This is a genomic window from Pinisolibacter sp. DMC100, from assembly GCF_056313705.1.
The window spans coordinates 41276-56853 of the sequence record NZ_JBQUZT010000005.1; the positions used below are offsets into that span (position 1 = coordinate 41276).

A 15578-nucleotide genomic window follows, 5' to 3' on the forward strand; every position below is an offset into this window, starting at 1 on the left:
GAGGCTCGACCCCGAGACCCGATCGCCCCCCGGTCGGTTTCCCGCGCCCCGTCGTCCCCCACGGACGGCGGGGCGCCTTCGTTTCGTGGGGCCTCGCCCCCTTTGAAAGCCCGACCGGACCGGATAGAGGTGTTGCCGCAACGCCCCGATCGAGCCGAGAGGCCGCATCTTGATCCGACACGTCGTCTTCTTCACCGTCGCCGATCCGGCGAACCGCGCCCAGGTCGAGGCGGGTCTGAGGCTGCTCGAGACCAATCCCCATGCCCGCCGACTGGTGGTCAGCGCCAACATGAAGCGCGACATCTGGTCGAACGAGGTCGACTTCGTGGTCTACGGCGAGTTCGACGACGAGGCCGCGCTGGCGGCCTACAAGGCGCACCCGGTCTATGCCGAATCGACGGCACTGGTGCGCCCCCTGCGGGATCAGCGCTTCGCGGCGGATTTCGAGATCGACTGAGGGCGAGGCGGTGGGCTGCGCCCCGCCGCGATGTCGTGCGCGATGCTTCGTCCGAGGCCGGAGTGCACCCGCGCATCACTCCCGCAACAACTTCGCGAAGGCGGCGACTTCCATCTCCGTCGTGGCGAAGGACGTGACGAAGCGCCAGAGCTTCTCGCCCGGCCCCGGCCGGTCCTCGGGGCCGAGGGCGGCCACCGACCAGTCGTAGAAGCGGGCGCCGCCCGCCTGAAGGCGCTCGGCCTCCGCTGCGGTCATGAAGGCGAAGACCTCGTTGGCCTCAGGTCGCCAGGCGAGGCGGGCGCGCGGCGCGGCATCGAGGGCCGATGCCAGACGGTCGGCCATGGCGTTGGCGTGGGCGGCGGCGGAGAGCCAGCGATCGTCGGCGAGCCAGGCCTCGAACTGGGCCGAAATCAGCCGCTGTTTGGAGACGAGTTGGCCCGACCGCTTGCGCAGGAAGGCGAGCTTCTCCTTCGTGCCGGGGTCGAAGGCGACGATCGCCTCGGCCATCAGGCAACCGCCCTTGGTGCCGCCGAAGGAGAGGACGTCGACGCCGGCCTTCCAGGTGGCTTCCGCCGGCGTGCAGCCGAGCCGGGCGACGGTATTTCCGAAGCGGGCGCCGTCGAGATGGACGGCGAGGCGATGGGCCTTCGCGACATCGCAGAGGGCCGCGAGCTCGCCGGGCGCGTAGACGAGCCCATATTCGTTGGGTGAGGTCAGCGACAGCACCGAGAGTTCGCCGTGGTGGAGACCACGCGGGATCTCGGCGAGGCGGGCGGCGAGGCCTTCCGCATCGAGTTTGCCGCGCCGGCCCGGCAGGCGCAGTGTGCGGGTGCCGGCGAAGAACTCCGGCGCGCCGCATTCGTCGATCGCCAGATGCGCCTCCTCGTGCGCCAGCACCGCGCCCCAGGGTGGGGCGAGGGCGGCGATCGCGAGCGCGTTGGCGGCGGTGCCGGTCGTGACCAGCAGCACGGCGACCTCGTGCTCGAAGAGCTCGGCGAGGCGCGCCTCGAGGCGGGCGGTCGTCGAGTCGTTGCCATAGGCGGCGGCGGGACCCTCGCGGCCGATCGCGGCGACGGCGTCGAGGACGGCGGGGAGGGCACCCGCCCAGTTGTCGGAGGCGAAGATCATGCGCCGAACTTGGCACCCCGACGGGGCGCCGACAAGCCGGACGGTCGTACAGCACCCGCCCGGCGCGCACAGTTTGGAGGCATTCTGACGATGCCCTCGGCATTTCTTCCTTTTAACACTTCTTGCGAAGGACGCGGTTTTCTGCGATGTTCCGGGCGAACCCAATAGGACAGTCTTGCTGACCTATTTTCTTCGAAGACGCGAAAAACGGCTGATTTCGGCGGTTTTTCGAAGGTCGCGAAGGGGGCGAGCGACGTGCCGGAACGGGGTGGACCCGAAACGGCCCGAGGCTTGCGAATGGGTGGCTCCCGGAAGCGGGGGGTGTTCCGGCGATCCCGCGGGTCTCGTGAGAGGCCTGCGGCAGACCCGTCTCCCCCCGCATGAACTGCCGCCGCGACCCGACGGGTCCGGCCAGAAGCGAGGATGGATCCCATGGAACGGATCGCGTCGGACAGCATTTCGCCCCTGCCCGAACTCGAAGGCACTGGCCTTCCCGAGACGACCACGGCGGCCGAGGCCAAAGTGTCGGCGCTGCCGCCGGCTCAGGGCATGTTCGATCCGGCCGAGAACCGCGACGCCTGCGGCGTCGGCTTCGTCGCCGACATCAAGGGCCGCAAGTCCCACGGCATCGTCAAGGACGCGCTCTACGTGCTCGAGAACCTCGAGCATCGCGGCGCCGTCGGCGCCGATCCGCTGATGGGCGACGGCGCGGGCATCCTCGTGCAGATCCCGCACGACTTCTTCGCCGCCGAGTGTTCCAAGGCGGGCTTCACCCTGCCGGAGGCCGGCCGCTACGCCATCGGCCAGTTCTTCCTGCCGCGCGACGCGGCGGAGCGCGAGCGCGCCATCGCCATCATCGAGCGCGTGGTCGCCTCCGAGGGCATGTCGATCCTCGGCTGGCGCGACGTGCCGGTCGACAACTCCAAGCTCTCCGAGGGCGTGAAGGCGACCGAGCCGGTCCACAAGCAGATCTTCGTCGGTTGCACCCAGCCGCTCGCCGATCAGGAGGCCTTCGAGCGCAAGCTCTACATCGCCCGCAAGCTGCTCTCCGGCGACGTCTACGAGGCGGACTGGAACGGCGCGACCAAGCGTGACCAGGACAGCTTCTACGTCGTGTCCTTCTCGTCGCGCACCGTCGTCTACAAGGGCATGTTCCTGTCCTATCAGGTCGCGGCCTATTACCCCGACCTGTCGGACGAGCGCTTCGTGTCGGCGCTGGCGCTGGTGCATCAGCGCTTCTCGACCAACACCTTCCCGTCGTGGAAGCTGGCGCATCCCTACCGGATGGTCGCCCACAACGGCGAGATCAACACGCTGCGCGGCAACGTCAACTGGATGTATGCCCGTCAGGCGACCACCACGTCGAAGCTCTTCGGCGCGGACATCGAGAAGATCTGGCCGATCTCCTACGAGGGTCAGTCGGACACCGCCTGCTTCGACAACGCGCTCGAGTTCCTGCTGCGCGGCGGCTATTCGCTGCCGCACGCGGTGATGACGCTCGTTCCCGAGGCCTGGGCCGGCAACGACCTGATGGATCAGGACCGCAAGGCCTTCTACGAGTATCACGCCGCCATCATGGAGCCGTGGGACGGACCGGCCGCGGTCTGCTTCACCGACGGCCGCCAGATCGGCGCGACGCTCGACCGCAACGGCCTGCGTCCGGCCCGCTACGTCATCACCGACGACGACCGCGTCATCCTCGCCTCGGAATCCGGCACACTGCCGATCCCGGAGGAGAAGATCGTCGCCAAGTGGCGCCTGCAGCCGGGCAAGATGCTGCTGATCGACCTCGAGGCCGGTCGCATCATCTCCGACGACGAGATCAAGAAGACCATCTCGACCGCCAACCCCTACGGCAAGTGGATCGACGAGACCCAGCTGGTGCTCGAAGACCTGCCGGAGGTGCCGGCGCGCGCGCCGAAGACGCTGGAGTCCCTGCTCGATCTGCAGCAGGCCTTCGGCTACTCGCAGGAGGACCTCAAGGTCCTCTTGCCGCCGATGGCCGTCACCGGTCAGGAAGCGGTCGGCTCGATGGGCACCGACACCCCGATCTCGGCGCTCTCCGACAAGTCGAAGCTGCTCTACACCTACTTCAAGCAGAACTTCGCGCAGGTGACGAACCCGCCGATCGACCCGATCCGCGAAGAGCTGGTGATGAGCCTCGTCTCCTTCATCGGCCCGCGTCCGAACCTGTTCGACCTCGAGGGCGCCGAAGCCCAGAAGCGTCTCGAGGTGCGTCAGCCGATCCTCACCAACGAGGATCTGGAGAAGATCCGCACCATCGAGAACGTCGAGGGTTCGGGCTTCAAGTCGATCACCATCGACGTGTCCTATCCGGCGGCCAACGGCCCGGCCGGCATGCGTCCGGCGCTGGAGGCGATCTGCATCCAGGCGGAGGCGGCCGTCCGCATCTCGGCGACCGGTCAGGTCTACAACATCATCGTGCTCAGCGACCGCATGGTGGGGCGTGAGCGCATCGCCATTCCGGCGCTGCTCGCCACCGCCGCCGTGCATCATCACCTGATCCGCAAGGGCCTTCGCACCCGCGCCGGTCTGGTGGTGGAATCGGGCGAGCCGCGCGAGGTGCATCACTTCGCGCTGCTGGCCGGCTACGGTGCCGAGGCGATCAACCCCTATCTCGCCTTCGACACGCTGATCGCCATGAAGGATCAGTTCCCGGAGAACGTCGACGAGCACGAGATCGTCTATCGCTACATCAAGTCGATCGGCAAGGGTCTGCTCAAGGTCATGTCCAAGATGGGCATCTCGACCTACCAGTCCTATTGCGGCGCGCAGATCTTCGACGCGATCGGTCTGTCGTCGAAGTTCGTGAAGCAGTACTTCTTCGGCACCGCGACCAAGATCGAGGGCATCGGTCTCGACGAGGTGGCGAAGGAGACGGTCGAGCGTCACACCAAGGCCTTCGGCGCCGACCCGGTGCTGGCCAACATGCTCGACGTCGGCGGCGAATACGCCCAGCGCATGCGTGGTGAAGCCCACGTGTGGACCGCCGGCACCGTCGCCGGTCTGCAGCACGCCGTGCGCAAGAACGACTTCGAGACCTTCCAGAAGGAGTTCTCCAAGCCGATCGACGAGCAGAACGAGCGTCTGACGACGATCCGCGGCCTGTTCCGCATCAAGTCGGCCGACGAGATCGGCAATGCGCCCATCCCGCTCGAGGAGGTCGAATCGGCCGCCTCGATCGTCAAGCGCTTCGCCACCGGCGCCATGTCCTACGGCTCGATCTCGCGTGAGGCCCACACCACGCTCGCCATCGCGATGAACCGCATCGGCGGTCGGTCGAACACCGGTGAGGGCGGCGAGGAGGCGGATCGCTTCGTGCCGCTCGCCAACGGCGACAGCCTGCGTTCTGCCATCAAGCAGGTCGCTTCCGGCCGCTTCGGCGTGACGACCGAATATCTGGTCAACTCCGACCAGATGCAGATCAAGATGGCGCAGGGTGCCAAGCCCGGCGAAGGCGGTCAGCTGCCCGGCCACAAGGTCGACGCGGTGATCGGCAAGGTGCGTCACGCCACCCCCGGCGTGCAGCTGATCTCGCCGCCGCCGCATCACGACATCTACTCGATCGAGGATCTGGCCCAGCTGATCTTCGACCTGAAGAACGTCAACCCGACGGCGGAAGTCTCGGTCAAGCTCGTCTCGGAAGTCGGTGTCGGCACGGTCGCCGCCGGCGTCGCCAAGGCGCGCGCCGACCACATCACCATCTCCGGCTTCGAGGGCGGCACGGGTGCGTCCCCGCTCACCTCGATCAAGCACGCGGGTTCCCCGTGGGAGATCGGTCTCGCCGAGACGCAGCAGACGCTGGTCATCAACGGTCTGCGCTCGCGCGTCGAGCTCCAGGTCGACGGCGGTGTGCGTACCGGTCGCGACGTCGTCATCGGTGCCATGCTCGGTGCCGATGCCTTCGGCTTCGCCACCGCGCCGCTGATCGCCGCCGGCTGCCTGATGATGCGCAAGTGCCACCTGAACACCTGCCCGGTCGGCATCGCCACGCAGGATCCGGTGCTGCGCAAGCGCTTCCTCGGCCAGCCCGAGCACGTCATCAACTACTTCTTCTTCGTCGCCGAAGAAGTGCGTCGCATCCTCGCCGACCTCGGCTTCCGCAGCCTCGGCGAGATCACCGGCCGCACCGACATCCTCGACAAGAAGGCGTCGATCGCCCACTGGAAGGCCAAGGGTCTCGACTTCTCGCGTCTGTTCTACCTGCCCAAGGCGGACCGGACCGAGATGTTCCACACCCAGAACCAGAAGCACCCGATCGACGACGTGCTCGACCGCAAGCTGATCACGCAAGCCAAGGTGGCGCTCGAAGAGCGGAAGCCGGTCCGCATCGAGACGGGTGTCATCAACGTCAACCGCTCGGTCGGCGCGATGCTGTCGGGCGAGGTGGCGAAGCGCTGGGGCCATGCCGGTCTGCCGGAAGACACGATCCACGTCACCCTGACGGGCACCGCGGGTCAGTCCTTCGGCGCCTGGGCGGCGCGCGGCGTGACGCTGGAACTGGTCGGTGACGCCAACGACTACGTCGGCAAGGGCCTGTCGGGTGGTCGCCTGATCGTCAAGCCGAGCCCGGCGTCGAAGATCGTGCCGGAGAAGTCGATCATCGTCGGCAACACCGTGCTCTACGGCGCCATCGAGGGCGAGTGCTACTTCCGTGGCTTCGCCGGCGAGCGCTTCGCCGTCCGCAACTCGGGCGCCATCGCGGTGGTCGAGGGCGTGGGCGACCACGGCTGCGAGTACATGACCGGCGGCATCGTCGTCGTGCTCGGCCAGACGGGCCGCAACTTCGGCGCCGGCATGTCGGGCGGCATCGCCTACGTGCTCGACGAGGACGGTTCCTTCGTGAAGCGCGTCAACCTCTCGATGGTCGAGCTCGAGCCGGTGCCCGAAGAGGACATCCTGCTCGAGAAGCTGCACCACCAGGGCGGCGACCTCGACTTCAAGGGCAAGGTCGACGTCACCGGCGACATGACCCGCCACGACGACGAGCGTCTGTGGCAGCTCATCTCCAGCCACCTCCACTGGACGGGTTCGGCCCGCGCCAAGGAGATCCTGGAGCACTGGGAGGTCTTCCGGCCGAAGTTCGTCAAGGTCATGCCGGTCGAGTACCGCAAGGCCCTGCAGCGGATGGCGGCGGAGCGTCAGGCGGCCGAGTGATCCTCGCCACGGGTGAACGGAGGGCCGACCACGGTCGGCCCTCGACATCAGACAACACCCGGCGGCGATCCCCTCGCGAAGCGAAGGGCGGGTCGACCGAGCCGGACGAAACGATGATCGGAGTGACACGATGGGTAAGGTCACCGGCTTTCTCGAGTACGACCGTCAGGAGCTGAAGTATCAGCCGGCGGCGGATCGCATTCGCCACTACAACGAGTTCACGCTGCCGCTCGGCCAGCCCGACGTCGAGCGTCAGGCGGCGCGCTGCATGGAATGCGGCGTGCCCTATTGCCACCGCGGCTGCCCGGTCAACAACCAGATCCCGGACTGGAACGATCTGGTCTACGACGGCGACTACGAGACCGCGTCGAAGAACCTGCACTCGACCAACAACTTCCCGGACTTCACCGGCCGCATCTGCCCCGCGCCCTGCGAGGCGGCGTGCACGCTGAACCTGTTCGACTCGCCGGTCACCATCAAGACCATCGAGGCGACCATCGTCGAGAACGCCTGGGAGAAGGGCTGGCTGGCGCCGGAACTGCCCAAGACCAAGACCGGCAAGAAGGTGGCGATCGTCGGCGCCGGTCCTGCCGGTCTCGCCGCTGCCCAGCAGCTCGCCCGCGTCGGCCACGAGGTCCACGTCTTCGAGAAGAACGCCAGGGCCGGCGGTCTGCTGCGCTACGGCATCCCGGACTTCAAGCTCGACAAGAACGTCGTCGAGCGTCGCGTCCAGCAGATGGTGGCGGAAGGCGTCGTCTTCCACTTCGGCAAGAAGGTCGGCGTCGACGTCGATGCCGCCGCCCTCGTCGCCGATCACGACGCGGTGCTGCTGTCGGGCGGCGCCGAAAAGCCGCGCGATCTGCCGGCGCCGGGCCGCGAGCTCTCGGGCATCCACTTCGCCATGGAGTTCCTGCCGCAGCAGAACCGCCGCGTCTCCGACGAGCCGCTCGGCGACGTCGAGCCGATCCTGGCGGCCGGCAAGCACGTCGTCGTCATCGGCGGCGGCGACACCGGTTCGGACTGCATCGGCACCTCGGTGCGTCAGGGTGCCCTCTCGGTGACCCAGCTCGAGATCATGCCGCGTCCGCCCGAGAAGGAGGACAAGCTCGCCACGTGGCCGAACTGGCCGCTGAAGCTGCGCACCTCGTCGTCGCACGAAGAGGGCTCCGAGCGCATCTTCGGCGTCACCGCGACCAAGTTCGAGGGCGTCGACGGCCGGGTGAAGGAGGTGACGATCCAGGAGGTCGACGCCCGGTTCCAGCCGGTTCCGGGCACCGAGAAGGTGATCAAGGCAGATCTGGTGCTGCTCGCCATGGGCTTCGTCTCGCCGGTCCACGAGGGCATGCTGCAGTCGCTCGGCGTCGCGCTCAACGGCCGCGGCAACGTCGAGGCGAACGAAGAGGCCTACAAGACCTCGATCCCCAAGGTCTACGCGGCGGGCGACATGCGTCGCGGCCAGTCGCTGGTCGTGTGGGCGATCCGCGAGGGCCGTCAGGCCGCCCGCGCCATCGACCTCGACCTGATGGGCAAGACCGAACTGCCGCGCTGATCGGCCAAGGTCCTCGCCAAACGATCACGGCGCGTCCCGCGGGGCGCGCCGTCTTCGTTTCGGGGGAGGCTTTTGGCTTCTTTCGAAGGGATGGAGATCGGCTCCTCGCATCCGTTCGGCTTCATGTCGAGGTGCTCGGCAAAGCCGAGCCTCGAAACACGAAGCCTCGACGGGCCTTGCCTCTCGACCCTTCGCCCTTCGAGGCCCGGCTCACGCCGGGCACCTCAGGATGAAGGGCCTCTGTCCAGCGCCGAATTCGCAGCCCGACGGTCCGGGCCTCACGCCAGCCCGTTGTCCTTCAGCGCGTCGAGGAAGCGCTCGAGGCGGGACATGGTGCGGCGGTTGCTCTCCTCGGTGTTGTAGGGTGCGGAAGCCTTCGCGCCCTCCATGACCGAGGCCATCCAGCTCGACCAGTCGAAGTCCTTGGACGAGAAGTCCGCCGCCCTGGTCGTCGTGCCGTCGACGGACGTCGCCGGGAAGGCGATGTTCGCGACCAGCATCAGCGCGTCCTGCGAGTTCATGCCGTCGACCGTCGCATTCCAGGCGGAGCGCAGCTGCGGCGAAGCGTCGGGCGGCGGGAAGGCGATCGTCCGGGCGACGCCGACCTCGAGCAGGCCGTCGTGGTTGCGGTCGATGCCCTCGGTCGGCGCGACCAGCAGGTTCTCGGCGCCTTCCTCGGAGAGGTTCGACGTCGAGATCGGGTCGGCGAGGCAGGCGGCGTGCTGCAGCACCTGCAGGGACGAGGCGTCGAGCCCCTTCAGATAGGAGAGCGCATTGCCGCTCGCCACCGCGTCGCGGGCGCCACTCCACAGCTCGGCGGCGGTGTCCTGCTCGGTGGTCGACAGGCCGCGCATCGTCATGATGGCGCGATCGTCGTCGCCCAGCGCGAAGGGGGTGGAGAAGTCGGGGTTGTGGCGGCCGCGGATGGCGGCGGCGAAGCCGGCGCGTTCGACCGGGCTCATGGTGGTGGTGGACATGGACGCGAAACTCTCCCGTTGCCGGCATTTCCTGCCGAGACCGCGCGAGAACGGCAGCAATTGCCGGGATCTCGCCCGGATTTCGACCGGTCGACGGGAGAATGAGCAATCCGCGTGCCGGAATACCGCGCGGGGGGCCGATCAGCGCAGGGCGACCAGCGTCGCGCCGAGGGCGATCAGGCCGACGCCGGCCCAGTTCAGGCCCGAGAGGCGTTCGCCGAGAAAGGCGGTCGCCAGAACCGCGACGAAGACGACGCTCAGCTTGTCGATCGGCGCGACGCGCGCGGCGTCGCCGAGCGACAGCGCATGGAACCAGCAGAGCCACGAGGCGCCGGTCGCCAGTCCCGACAGTGCCAGCGCGATCCAGGTCCGCGAGGAGAGGGCGGGCAACTGACGCCAGTCGCCGGTGACGGCGAGGAGGCCGGAGAGCAGGGCGACGACGACGAGGGTGCGGATCCACGTCGCCAGCCCCGAGGGGACGTCGGCGACGCCGATCTTGGCGAAGAGGGCCGTCGCCGCGGCGAAGACAGCCGACGCGAGCGCCCAGACGAGCCAGGGTGGGACGATCTGGGACATGCGCTCGCCTCCTCGGCCCGGCTCAGGGCAGGCGTCGGGCCCCGGCGTCGACGCGGCCGGGCGGGGGATCGAGCGGCAGGCCCTCGACCATCAGGCGGCGGGCCGGCGTGGCGGCGACCGGATAGCCACCGGGCAGCACCGTCGGTTCGGCGGCGCCGGGGGCGGCGAGCACGGTCTCCGTGCCCGGGGCCGGCTCGTTGAGCGGCACCATCGGCCCGGCCTTGGCCCAGGGCGCGGGTGGCAGCGGCGGCGGGGCGCCGACGATGGTCTCTTCGGTCTTGGGTTGGACGGCCGGGAGTTCCGGCGTCTTCGCCGCGACGTCGGTGGACTGACCGCGCTTCAGGCGCAGGATGCCGCTCTCGACGAAGAAGGCGAGCTTGCGGCGGCCGGCGCGGGTGAAGAGGACACCGTCGTTGAGGCGCAGGCGCTTCACCTGACCGTCGACGTCCGGGCCCATCTGGGTGTAGTGGCCCTCCTCGTCGGTGAAGGCCGACCAGATGTCGACGAAGGTGCCGCCGGCCGCGGCGACGCGCGGGCGAGCGAGATCGTTCAGCGACGACAGGAAGGCGGAGAAGGCGGCGCGGCGGGTCGGACCGAGGTCGGGATCGGCGGTCGGCGGCAGGCCGACCCACCAGAACGGCTTGCCGGTCGCCTTGAGGGCGGCGAGTTGGCGGTCGATCCGCTCGCCGTAGACGCGGTTCCAGTCGTCGGAGCCGGGCTCGAGGCTCTTGCCGGCGACGGTGATCGGCTGCCAGTCGTTGATGCCGATCATCGAGACGACGAAGTCGGGCTTGCCCTCGGCGAGATGCTTGGGCAGCTGGCCGAGCCATTCGGCCTCGCCGTCGCGCACCAGGCCGGCGGTCGCCTTGGTCCGCGTCGCGACCTGCAGTTCCGGCTCTTCGGCGAAGGCCATGCGCAGGCCTTCCGAGAGGCCGGTCGCCTCGATGTCGCCGACCACCAGCACGGTCTGGGCATCGGGGTTCTTCGGCGCCTCGACGATCTTGGGTTCGGCCGGAGTGGTCGGCTTCTTCTTCTGGTCGGGGGCGATCGGCGCGCCGACACCGGTGGCGGGCTGGCGACGCACGCCGAAGAGCATGTCGAAGAAGCCGGTGACCGGGTCCTGCGCGCGCACCGGCGCGGCGTCGAGGACGATCAGGGCGGCGAGGACGATCGCGCCGACACGGGCGATCGATCCGCTCCAGTTGCGGCGCATGCTCGAATGTCTCCGTCGCGGGCCAAGGGTCGTCGGACCCTTCCGTCCGCGACGCGCATCTTAACCGCCGCGGAGCCGCTCGAGAACCTTGTCCGAGGGATAACCGTCGGCCGGCGTCATGCCGACCGACTTCTGCCAGGCCTGGATCGCCGCCTGGGTCTTCTCGCCGGCGCGGCCGTCGGTGCCGCCGGTGTCGAAGCCCATCGCGGTCAGGCGCTCCTGCATCTCCTGCGTCTCGGAGAGCGTCAGCAGGCGCTCCTGGACCGGCCAGGGGCGCACGAAGGTGCCCTCGCCGCGGATCTTGTCGCCGAGGTGGCAGATCGCCAGCGCGTATTTGGTCGAGGGATTGTAGGACTTCACCGCGAAGAAGTTCTGGGTGAGGGCGAAGCAGGGGCCGTTGGCGCCGGCCGGCAGCCACAGGCGGGCGACCGAATCGAGGCGGACGTAGGCGCCGCCGTCGGCGCGACGCACGCCCTGCGCCGACCACTGGGCGAGCGTGCGCTGGGTCTTGAGATCGGCGAGGCCGGCGTCGAAGGTCGACGGCAGCACCACCTCGTAGCCCCAGTGGTCGCCGCGGCGCCACTTGCCGCGTTCGACGAGATAGCGGGCGGTGCCGGCGAGGGCGTCGTCGGGCTTGCCGAAGGGGTTGATCTTGCCGTCGCCGTCGAAGTCGACGCCCATGTTGAGCCAGACCTCGGGCATCCATTGGGTGTGGCCCATGGCGCCGGCCCAGGAGCCGATCATCTCGGAGGGCTCGGCCCAGCCGCGATCGACGATGACGAGGGCGTTGAGGAGCTCGGCCTCCCAATAGGTGCGGCGGCGCGGCTCGCCCCAGGCGAGAGCCGCGAGGCAGTTCAGCACCGGCTTCATGTACTTGGCGGAGACCACCAGATCGCCGAAGGAGGATTCCAGCCCCCACAGGCCGCAGAGCGTGTAGCGGTCGACGCCGTACTTGGCTTCGATGCGGTCCCACAGCGCGGCGTATTCGACGATCCGCTTCTTGCCGGTCGTGACGTTGTATTCGTTGGTGCGCTTCTCGACGTAGCGCCAGATCGGCTCCTGCACCTCGGGCTGCGACTTGTCGGACTTGTAGACCGAGGTCTCCGGCACGACGGCGTTCATGACGCGGTCGTAGGTGGCGCCCGAGATGCCGCGACCGAGCGCGCGCGGGCGGAAGCTCCGCGCCCACTCGCGGAACTCCTCCGTCGCCTGCGGGCCGGGCTCGCCGGGCTGGGCGCGCACCGCGGAGCCCATCGGGTTGGAGGCGCAGGCGGTCAGGCCGGTCGAGGCGAGACCGAGAACGAGCCCGCGGCGCGTCAGGGCGAAACCGCGAGAGGCGAGAGAGCCTCGGGGGTCGAGCGGCGCAGGCGCCATGCGATGTCTCCTCCGGCGCGTCCACCGCGCCCTTGCCGGAGGATCATGGTTAATCCCATCTTAACACGCCCTTAACGGTGTGATGGTGATGTGTGCGCCGACGACGGATCGCCACGCCTCCGCCTCGATCCCGCCATCGGGATCTAGGATGAAACGACGGCGCGGGAAGGGGCTCGGACCTCACGCCCGCGGACGCGGCGGCATCGTCGTCGCGATGCAGGAGGAAGACGGCCGCCCGGCCGTCCACGAGTTTCAGGAAAGCTCGACAGATGAAGAAGATTCGCAAGGCCGTATTCCCCGTCGCCGGTCTCGGCACCCGCTTCCTGCCCGCCACCAAGGCGATGCCGAAGGAAATGCTGACGGTCGTCGACAAGCCGGTGATCCAGTACATCGTCGACGAGGCCCGCGAGGCCGGCATCGAACACTTCATCTTCGTCACCGGCCGCAACAAGGGCGTCATCGAGGATCACTTCGACCTCGCCTACGAGCTCGAGCAGACGCTGCGTTCGCGCGGCAAGAAGGCCGAACTCGCCATTCTCGACGCCCAGCGCCCGGCGCCCGGCACCGCCTCCTTCACCCGCCAGCAGGAGCCGCTCGGCCTCGGCCACGCGGTGTGGTGCGCCCGTGATCTGGTCGGCGACGAGCCCTTCGCGGTGATGCTGCCCGACATGATCATGAAGGGCCGCACCAAGAGCTGCCTCGCCCAGATGACCGACGTCTATCGCGACACCGGCGACAACGTCATCGCGGTCGAGGAATGCGCCCCCGAGCTCGCCCATCAGTACGGCGTCGTCGGCGTCGGCGAGGAGAAGGGCGACGCCTTCCGCATCACCGCGATGGTCGAGAAGCCGCCGAAGGGCACCGCCCCGTCGAACCTCTTCATCAACGGCCGCTACATCCTGCAGCCGCGTATCTTCGAGCTGCTCGAGACGCAGGAGCGCGGCGCCGGCAACGAGATCCAGCTGACCGACAGCATGCGGGCGCTGATGGACGAACAGGCCTTCTGGGGCGTGAAGTTCGACGGCAAGACCTACGACTGCGGCTCCAAGGTCGGCTTCCTCGCCGCCAACGTCGCCTACGGCCTCGAGCGGCCGGAGCTGACCGCCGAGTTCAAGGCCGAGATCGCCGCGATCCTCGAGACGCACTGATACCAAAGGCCGAAGGTGCTGACGCACCCGGCCTTTGAAGACACGCGAATTTCTCATTTGCGTCAAAGGCATGAGAAATTCGCGTATCGAATGCCATCGGTCATTCCCAATGCCCGATGGTATGAACCATCCGCATCGACGAAACGTTTCGGCCGGTCTCCCTCGCGGGAGGCCGGCCGTTTCGTGTGCGCGTCCAGCGGGGTCAGCGCTGGATGCGGACGCCGGTCGTCACCGTGCCGACGTCGTAGGCGGCGGCGTTCGACGCCGTGACGTGGTCCCAGCGCAGGCGGACGAAGGTCTGGAAGTTGCGGTCGAACTTGTAGGTGAGGCCGCCGAAGGCGCCGACGGTGCGCTCGTCGATGTCGAGGCCGACGTAGTGGCGGGTGTCGACGGCGGAGCCGACGGTCGCGGTCAGGTCGCGGCGCAGCGACCAGTCGAGCGCCACCTCGGCGGCGCGGGCGACGGCGCCGGGCGAGCCGACGTTGGTGGTGGGCTCGACCGTGGTGGTGGCCTTGACCTTGACGGTCGTCAGACGCGTCGGCGACCAGGTCAACTTGGCGTCGACCAGCCAGTCCGAAATGGTCGACAGCGCCGCGTCGCGGGGCTTCTCCGTGCCCCAGCCGACGGCGAACTCGCCGCGCAGCATCGGCCCCGCGTCGGCGGCGATGCCGACCTTGACGGCGCCGCCCTCGGTGTCGCGACGGTGGGAATAGACGATCGGCTCGTCGTAGCGGCGGACGCGGGTCTGCACCTCGACGAAGGGGGCGATGGCCTGACGCGGGCCGACGGTGGCGCGCAGCGCGCCGACGAAGAGCGTGTTGTCGCGCATCGACGGATCGACGACGCCGGCGCCGAGCGCGCCGTTGGCGACGTAGTCGTTGCGCTCGATGTCGCCGCGCAGGGTGACGCCGATGCGGCCGACCTCGTGCGTCACGCCGAGCGAACCCGTCAGGGTCGAGCGGTCGGTGCCGGCGCCACCGGTCGAGGCTTCGTTGGCCGACGCCGTCTCGCGCTGGCGCGACCAGCCGCCGACGATGTCGGCACGGGTCGCCTCGCCGATGTCGACGCGGCCGCGCAACTCGCTCTCGAAACGGCCCTGGCTCAGATCGGAGGCGCCGGAATAGCCGGTCCAGCCGCCGCGCAGGCGCATTGCCAACGCGTGACGCGACCAGTCGGAACGGGCGATCAGTTCCGGTTCCAGCATCCAGAGCCAGCTGGCCCGGCCGCCGGCGGTGGAATCGACGTTGGTCTTGCGGCCGACCGAGGCCTCGACGGCCGGCAGCCACAGCATGCCGCCCGAGCGCAGGCCGAGCTGGGTGTAGCCGTCGTCCTCCTTCTCCGCCTCCTCGCGTTCGGTGGCGCGCAGGTCGCGGGGATCCGGCTGGATCGCCGGGCGCGGTGCCACCGGGCGGGGGACGACGGTGGCCGTCATCGGCGCGACCGGGGCGACCGGGCCGCGGGTCGCGACCGGCTTGGGCTTGCGCGGGATCGTGGCGGTCCGGGCGGCAGCGGCGGCAGCCGCGGCGGTGTCCTGGTCGGCGGTGGTCGCGGAGGGATCGCCGCCGGTCGGGCGCGGCGCGCCGGAGGCATCGAGGCCGAGCGGATCGGGATTGGCCATGGCGGCGCCGGGCTTCGGCTTCGCCATCGCGGCGCGGCGGGCGGCGTCCTCGGCGTCGGTCGCGTCGTTGTTGCCGCGCAGCACCTGGGCGGCGGCCGGGCCGGCGAGACAGACCGCGAGGGCGAGGAGCGAGACCGCGAGCGCCGCGTGCGCACGCGAAGCGCCGCGCCGGCCGCCGGTCGGGGCGGGGCTCGCGGGACGCGTCGCGGGGCGGCTGCGGCAGTTCATGGGGCCTCGGGCGGCGTTCAGGGCCTCGAAGAGGGCGCGCGAAGGTCGGCCTTCGCGGCATTTCTTGCCGAAAAGTAAACGGAAGTGGTTAACGCTTTCTTAGTTCCGGGCCGGCCTCCGCGCGTCACCGTG

Annotated in this window: 10 protein-coding genes; 4 read left to right on the forward strand and 6 right to left on the reverse strand. The window is 69.1% G+C overall.

What is annotated here, in order from left to right:
• The first annotated feature begins 169 nt into the window (after positions 1-169).
• A complete protein-coding gene (locus ACT541_RS16765; protein ID WP_476138243.1) occupies positions 170-457 on the forward strand; it encodes a Dabb family protein in 288 nt (95 codons plus the stop codon).
• Positions 458-532: 75 nt separating this feature from the next.
• Here ACT541_RS16765 and ACT541_RS16770 read toward each other — a convergent pair whose 3' ends face one another.
• Positions 533-1585 carry a threonine aldolase family protein gene (locus tag ACT541_RS16770; RefSeq protein WP_476138244.1) on the reverse strand — a complete coding sequence of 351 codons (1053 nt, stop codon included), beginning with the start codon at positions 1583-1585 and terminating at the stop codon, positions 533-535.
• 432 nt (positions 1586-2017) lie between these two features.
• Between ACT541_RS16770 and gltB the strand changes: the two genes are divergently transcribed.
• Both gltB and ACT541_RS16780 read left to right on the forward strand, forming a co-directional pair.
• Entirely contained in the window at positions 2018-6763 is a 4746-nt protein-coding gene (gltB, locus tag ACT541_RS16775; RefSeq protein ID WP_476138245.1) for a glutamate synthase large subunit, read from the forward strand.
• Between the two features lie 130 nt (positions 6764-6893).
• Entirely contained in the window at positions 6894-8312 is a 1419-nt protein-coding gene (locus ACT541_RS16780) for a glutamate synthase subunit beta (RefSeq protein WP_476138246.1), read from the forward strand.
• A 278-nt stretch (positions 8313-8590) separates the two neighbouring features.
• Here the strand turns inward: ACT541_RS16780 and ACT541_RS16785 are convergent, their stop codons facing one another.
• The 4 genes from ACT541_RS16785 to ACT541_RS16800 form a co-directional block, all read right to left on the reverse strand.
• The gene (locus ACT541_RS16785) at positions 8591-9289 is read right to left on the reverse strand and encodes a hypothetical protein (protein WP_476138247.1); all 699 of its coding nucleotides are present in this window, start codon (positions 9287-9289) and stop codon (positions 8591-8593) included.
• Between the two features lie 141 nt (positions 9290-9430).
• Complete coding sequence (locus ACT541_RS16790) at positions 9431-9865, reverse strand: EamA family transporter (RefSeq protein ID WP_476138248.1); 435 nt, start codon at positions 9863-9865, stop codon at positions 9431-9433.
• A gap of 22 nt (positions 9866-9887) precedes the next feature.
• A complete protein-coding gene (locus ACT541_RS16795; RefSeq protein ID WP_476138249.1) occupies positions 9888-11078 on the reverse strand; it encodes an SGNH/GDSL hydrolase family protein in 1191 nt (396 codons plus the stop codon).
• A gap of 60 nt (positions 11079-11138) precedes the next feature.
• A complete protein-coding gene (locus ACT541_RS16800; protein WP_476138250.1) occupies positions 11139-12452 on the reverse strand; it encodes a lytic murein transglycosylase in 1314 nt (437 codons plus the stop codon).
• A gap of 269 nt (positions 12453-12721) precedes the next feature.
• Between ACT541_RS16800 and galU the strand changes: the two genes are divergently transcribed.
• A complete protein-coding gene (gene galU, locus ACT541_RS16805) occupies positions 12722-13600 on the forward strand; it encodes a UTP--glucose-1-phosphate uridylyltransferase GalU (protein WP_476138251.1) in 879 nt (292 codons plus the stop codon).
• 202 nt (positions 13601-13802) lie between these two features.
• Here galU and ACT541_RS16810 read toward each other — a convergent pair whose 3' ends face one another.
• Entirely contained in the window at positions 13803-15446 is a 1644-nt protein-coding gene (locus tag ACT541_RS16810) for an outer membrane beta-barrel protein (RefSeq protein ID WP_476138252.1), read from the reverse strand.
• Positions 15447-15578: the final 132 nt, after the last annotated feature.

Bases quoted from the DNA above. Each gene is read 5' to 3' on its own strand.
- ACT541_RS16770 (WP_476138244.1), bottom strand. From the start codon at position 1,585: ATGATCTTCGCCTCCGACAACTGGGCGGGTGCCCTCCCCGCCGTCCTC.
- gltB (WP_476138245.1), top strand. From the start codon at position 2,018: ATGGAACGGATCGCGTCGGACAGCATTTCGCCCCTGCCCGAACTCGAA.
- ACT541_RS16780 (WP_476138246.1), top strand. From the start codon at position 6,894: ATGGGTAAGGTCACCGGCTTTCTCGAGTACGACCGTCAGGAGCTGAAG.
- ACT541_RS16785 (WP_476138247.1), bottom strand. From the start codon at position 9,289: ATGTCCACCACCACCATGAGCCCGGTCGAACGCGCCGGCTTCGCCGCC.
- ACT541_RS16790 (WP_476138248.1), bottom strand. From the start codon at position 9,865: ATGTCCCAGATCGTCCCACCCTGGCTCGTCTGGGCGCTCGCGTCGGCT.
- ACT541_RS16795 (WP_476138249.1), bottom strand. From the start codon at position 11,078: ATGCGCCGCAACTGGAGCGGATCGATCGCCCGTGTCGGCGCGATCGTC.
- ACT541_RS16800 (WP_476138250.1), bottom strand. From the start codon at position 12,452: ATGGCGCCTGCGCCGCTCGACCCCCGAGGCTCTCTCGCCTCTCGCGGT.
- galU (WP_476138251.1), top strand. From the start codon at position 12,722: ATGAAGAAGATTCGCAAGGCCGTATTCCCCGTCGCCGGTCTCGGCACC.
- ACT541_RS16810 (WP_476138252.1), bottom strand. From the start codon at position 15,446: ATGAACTGCCGCAGCCGCCCCGCGACGCGTCCCGCGAGCCCCGCCCCG.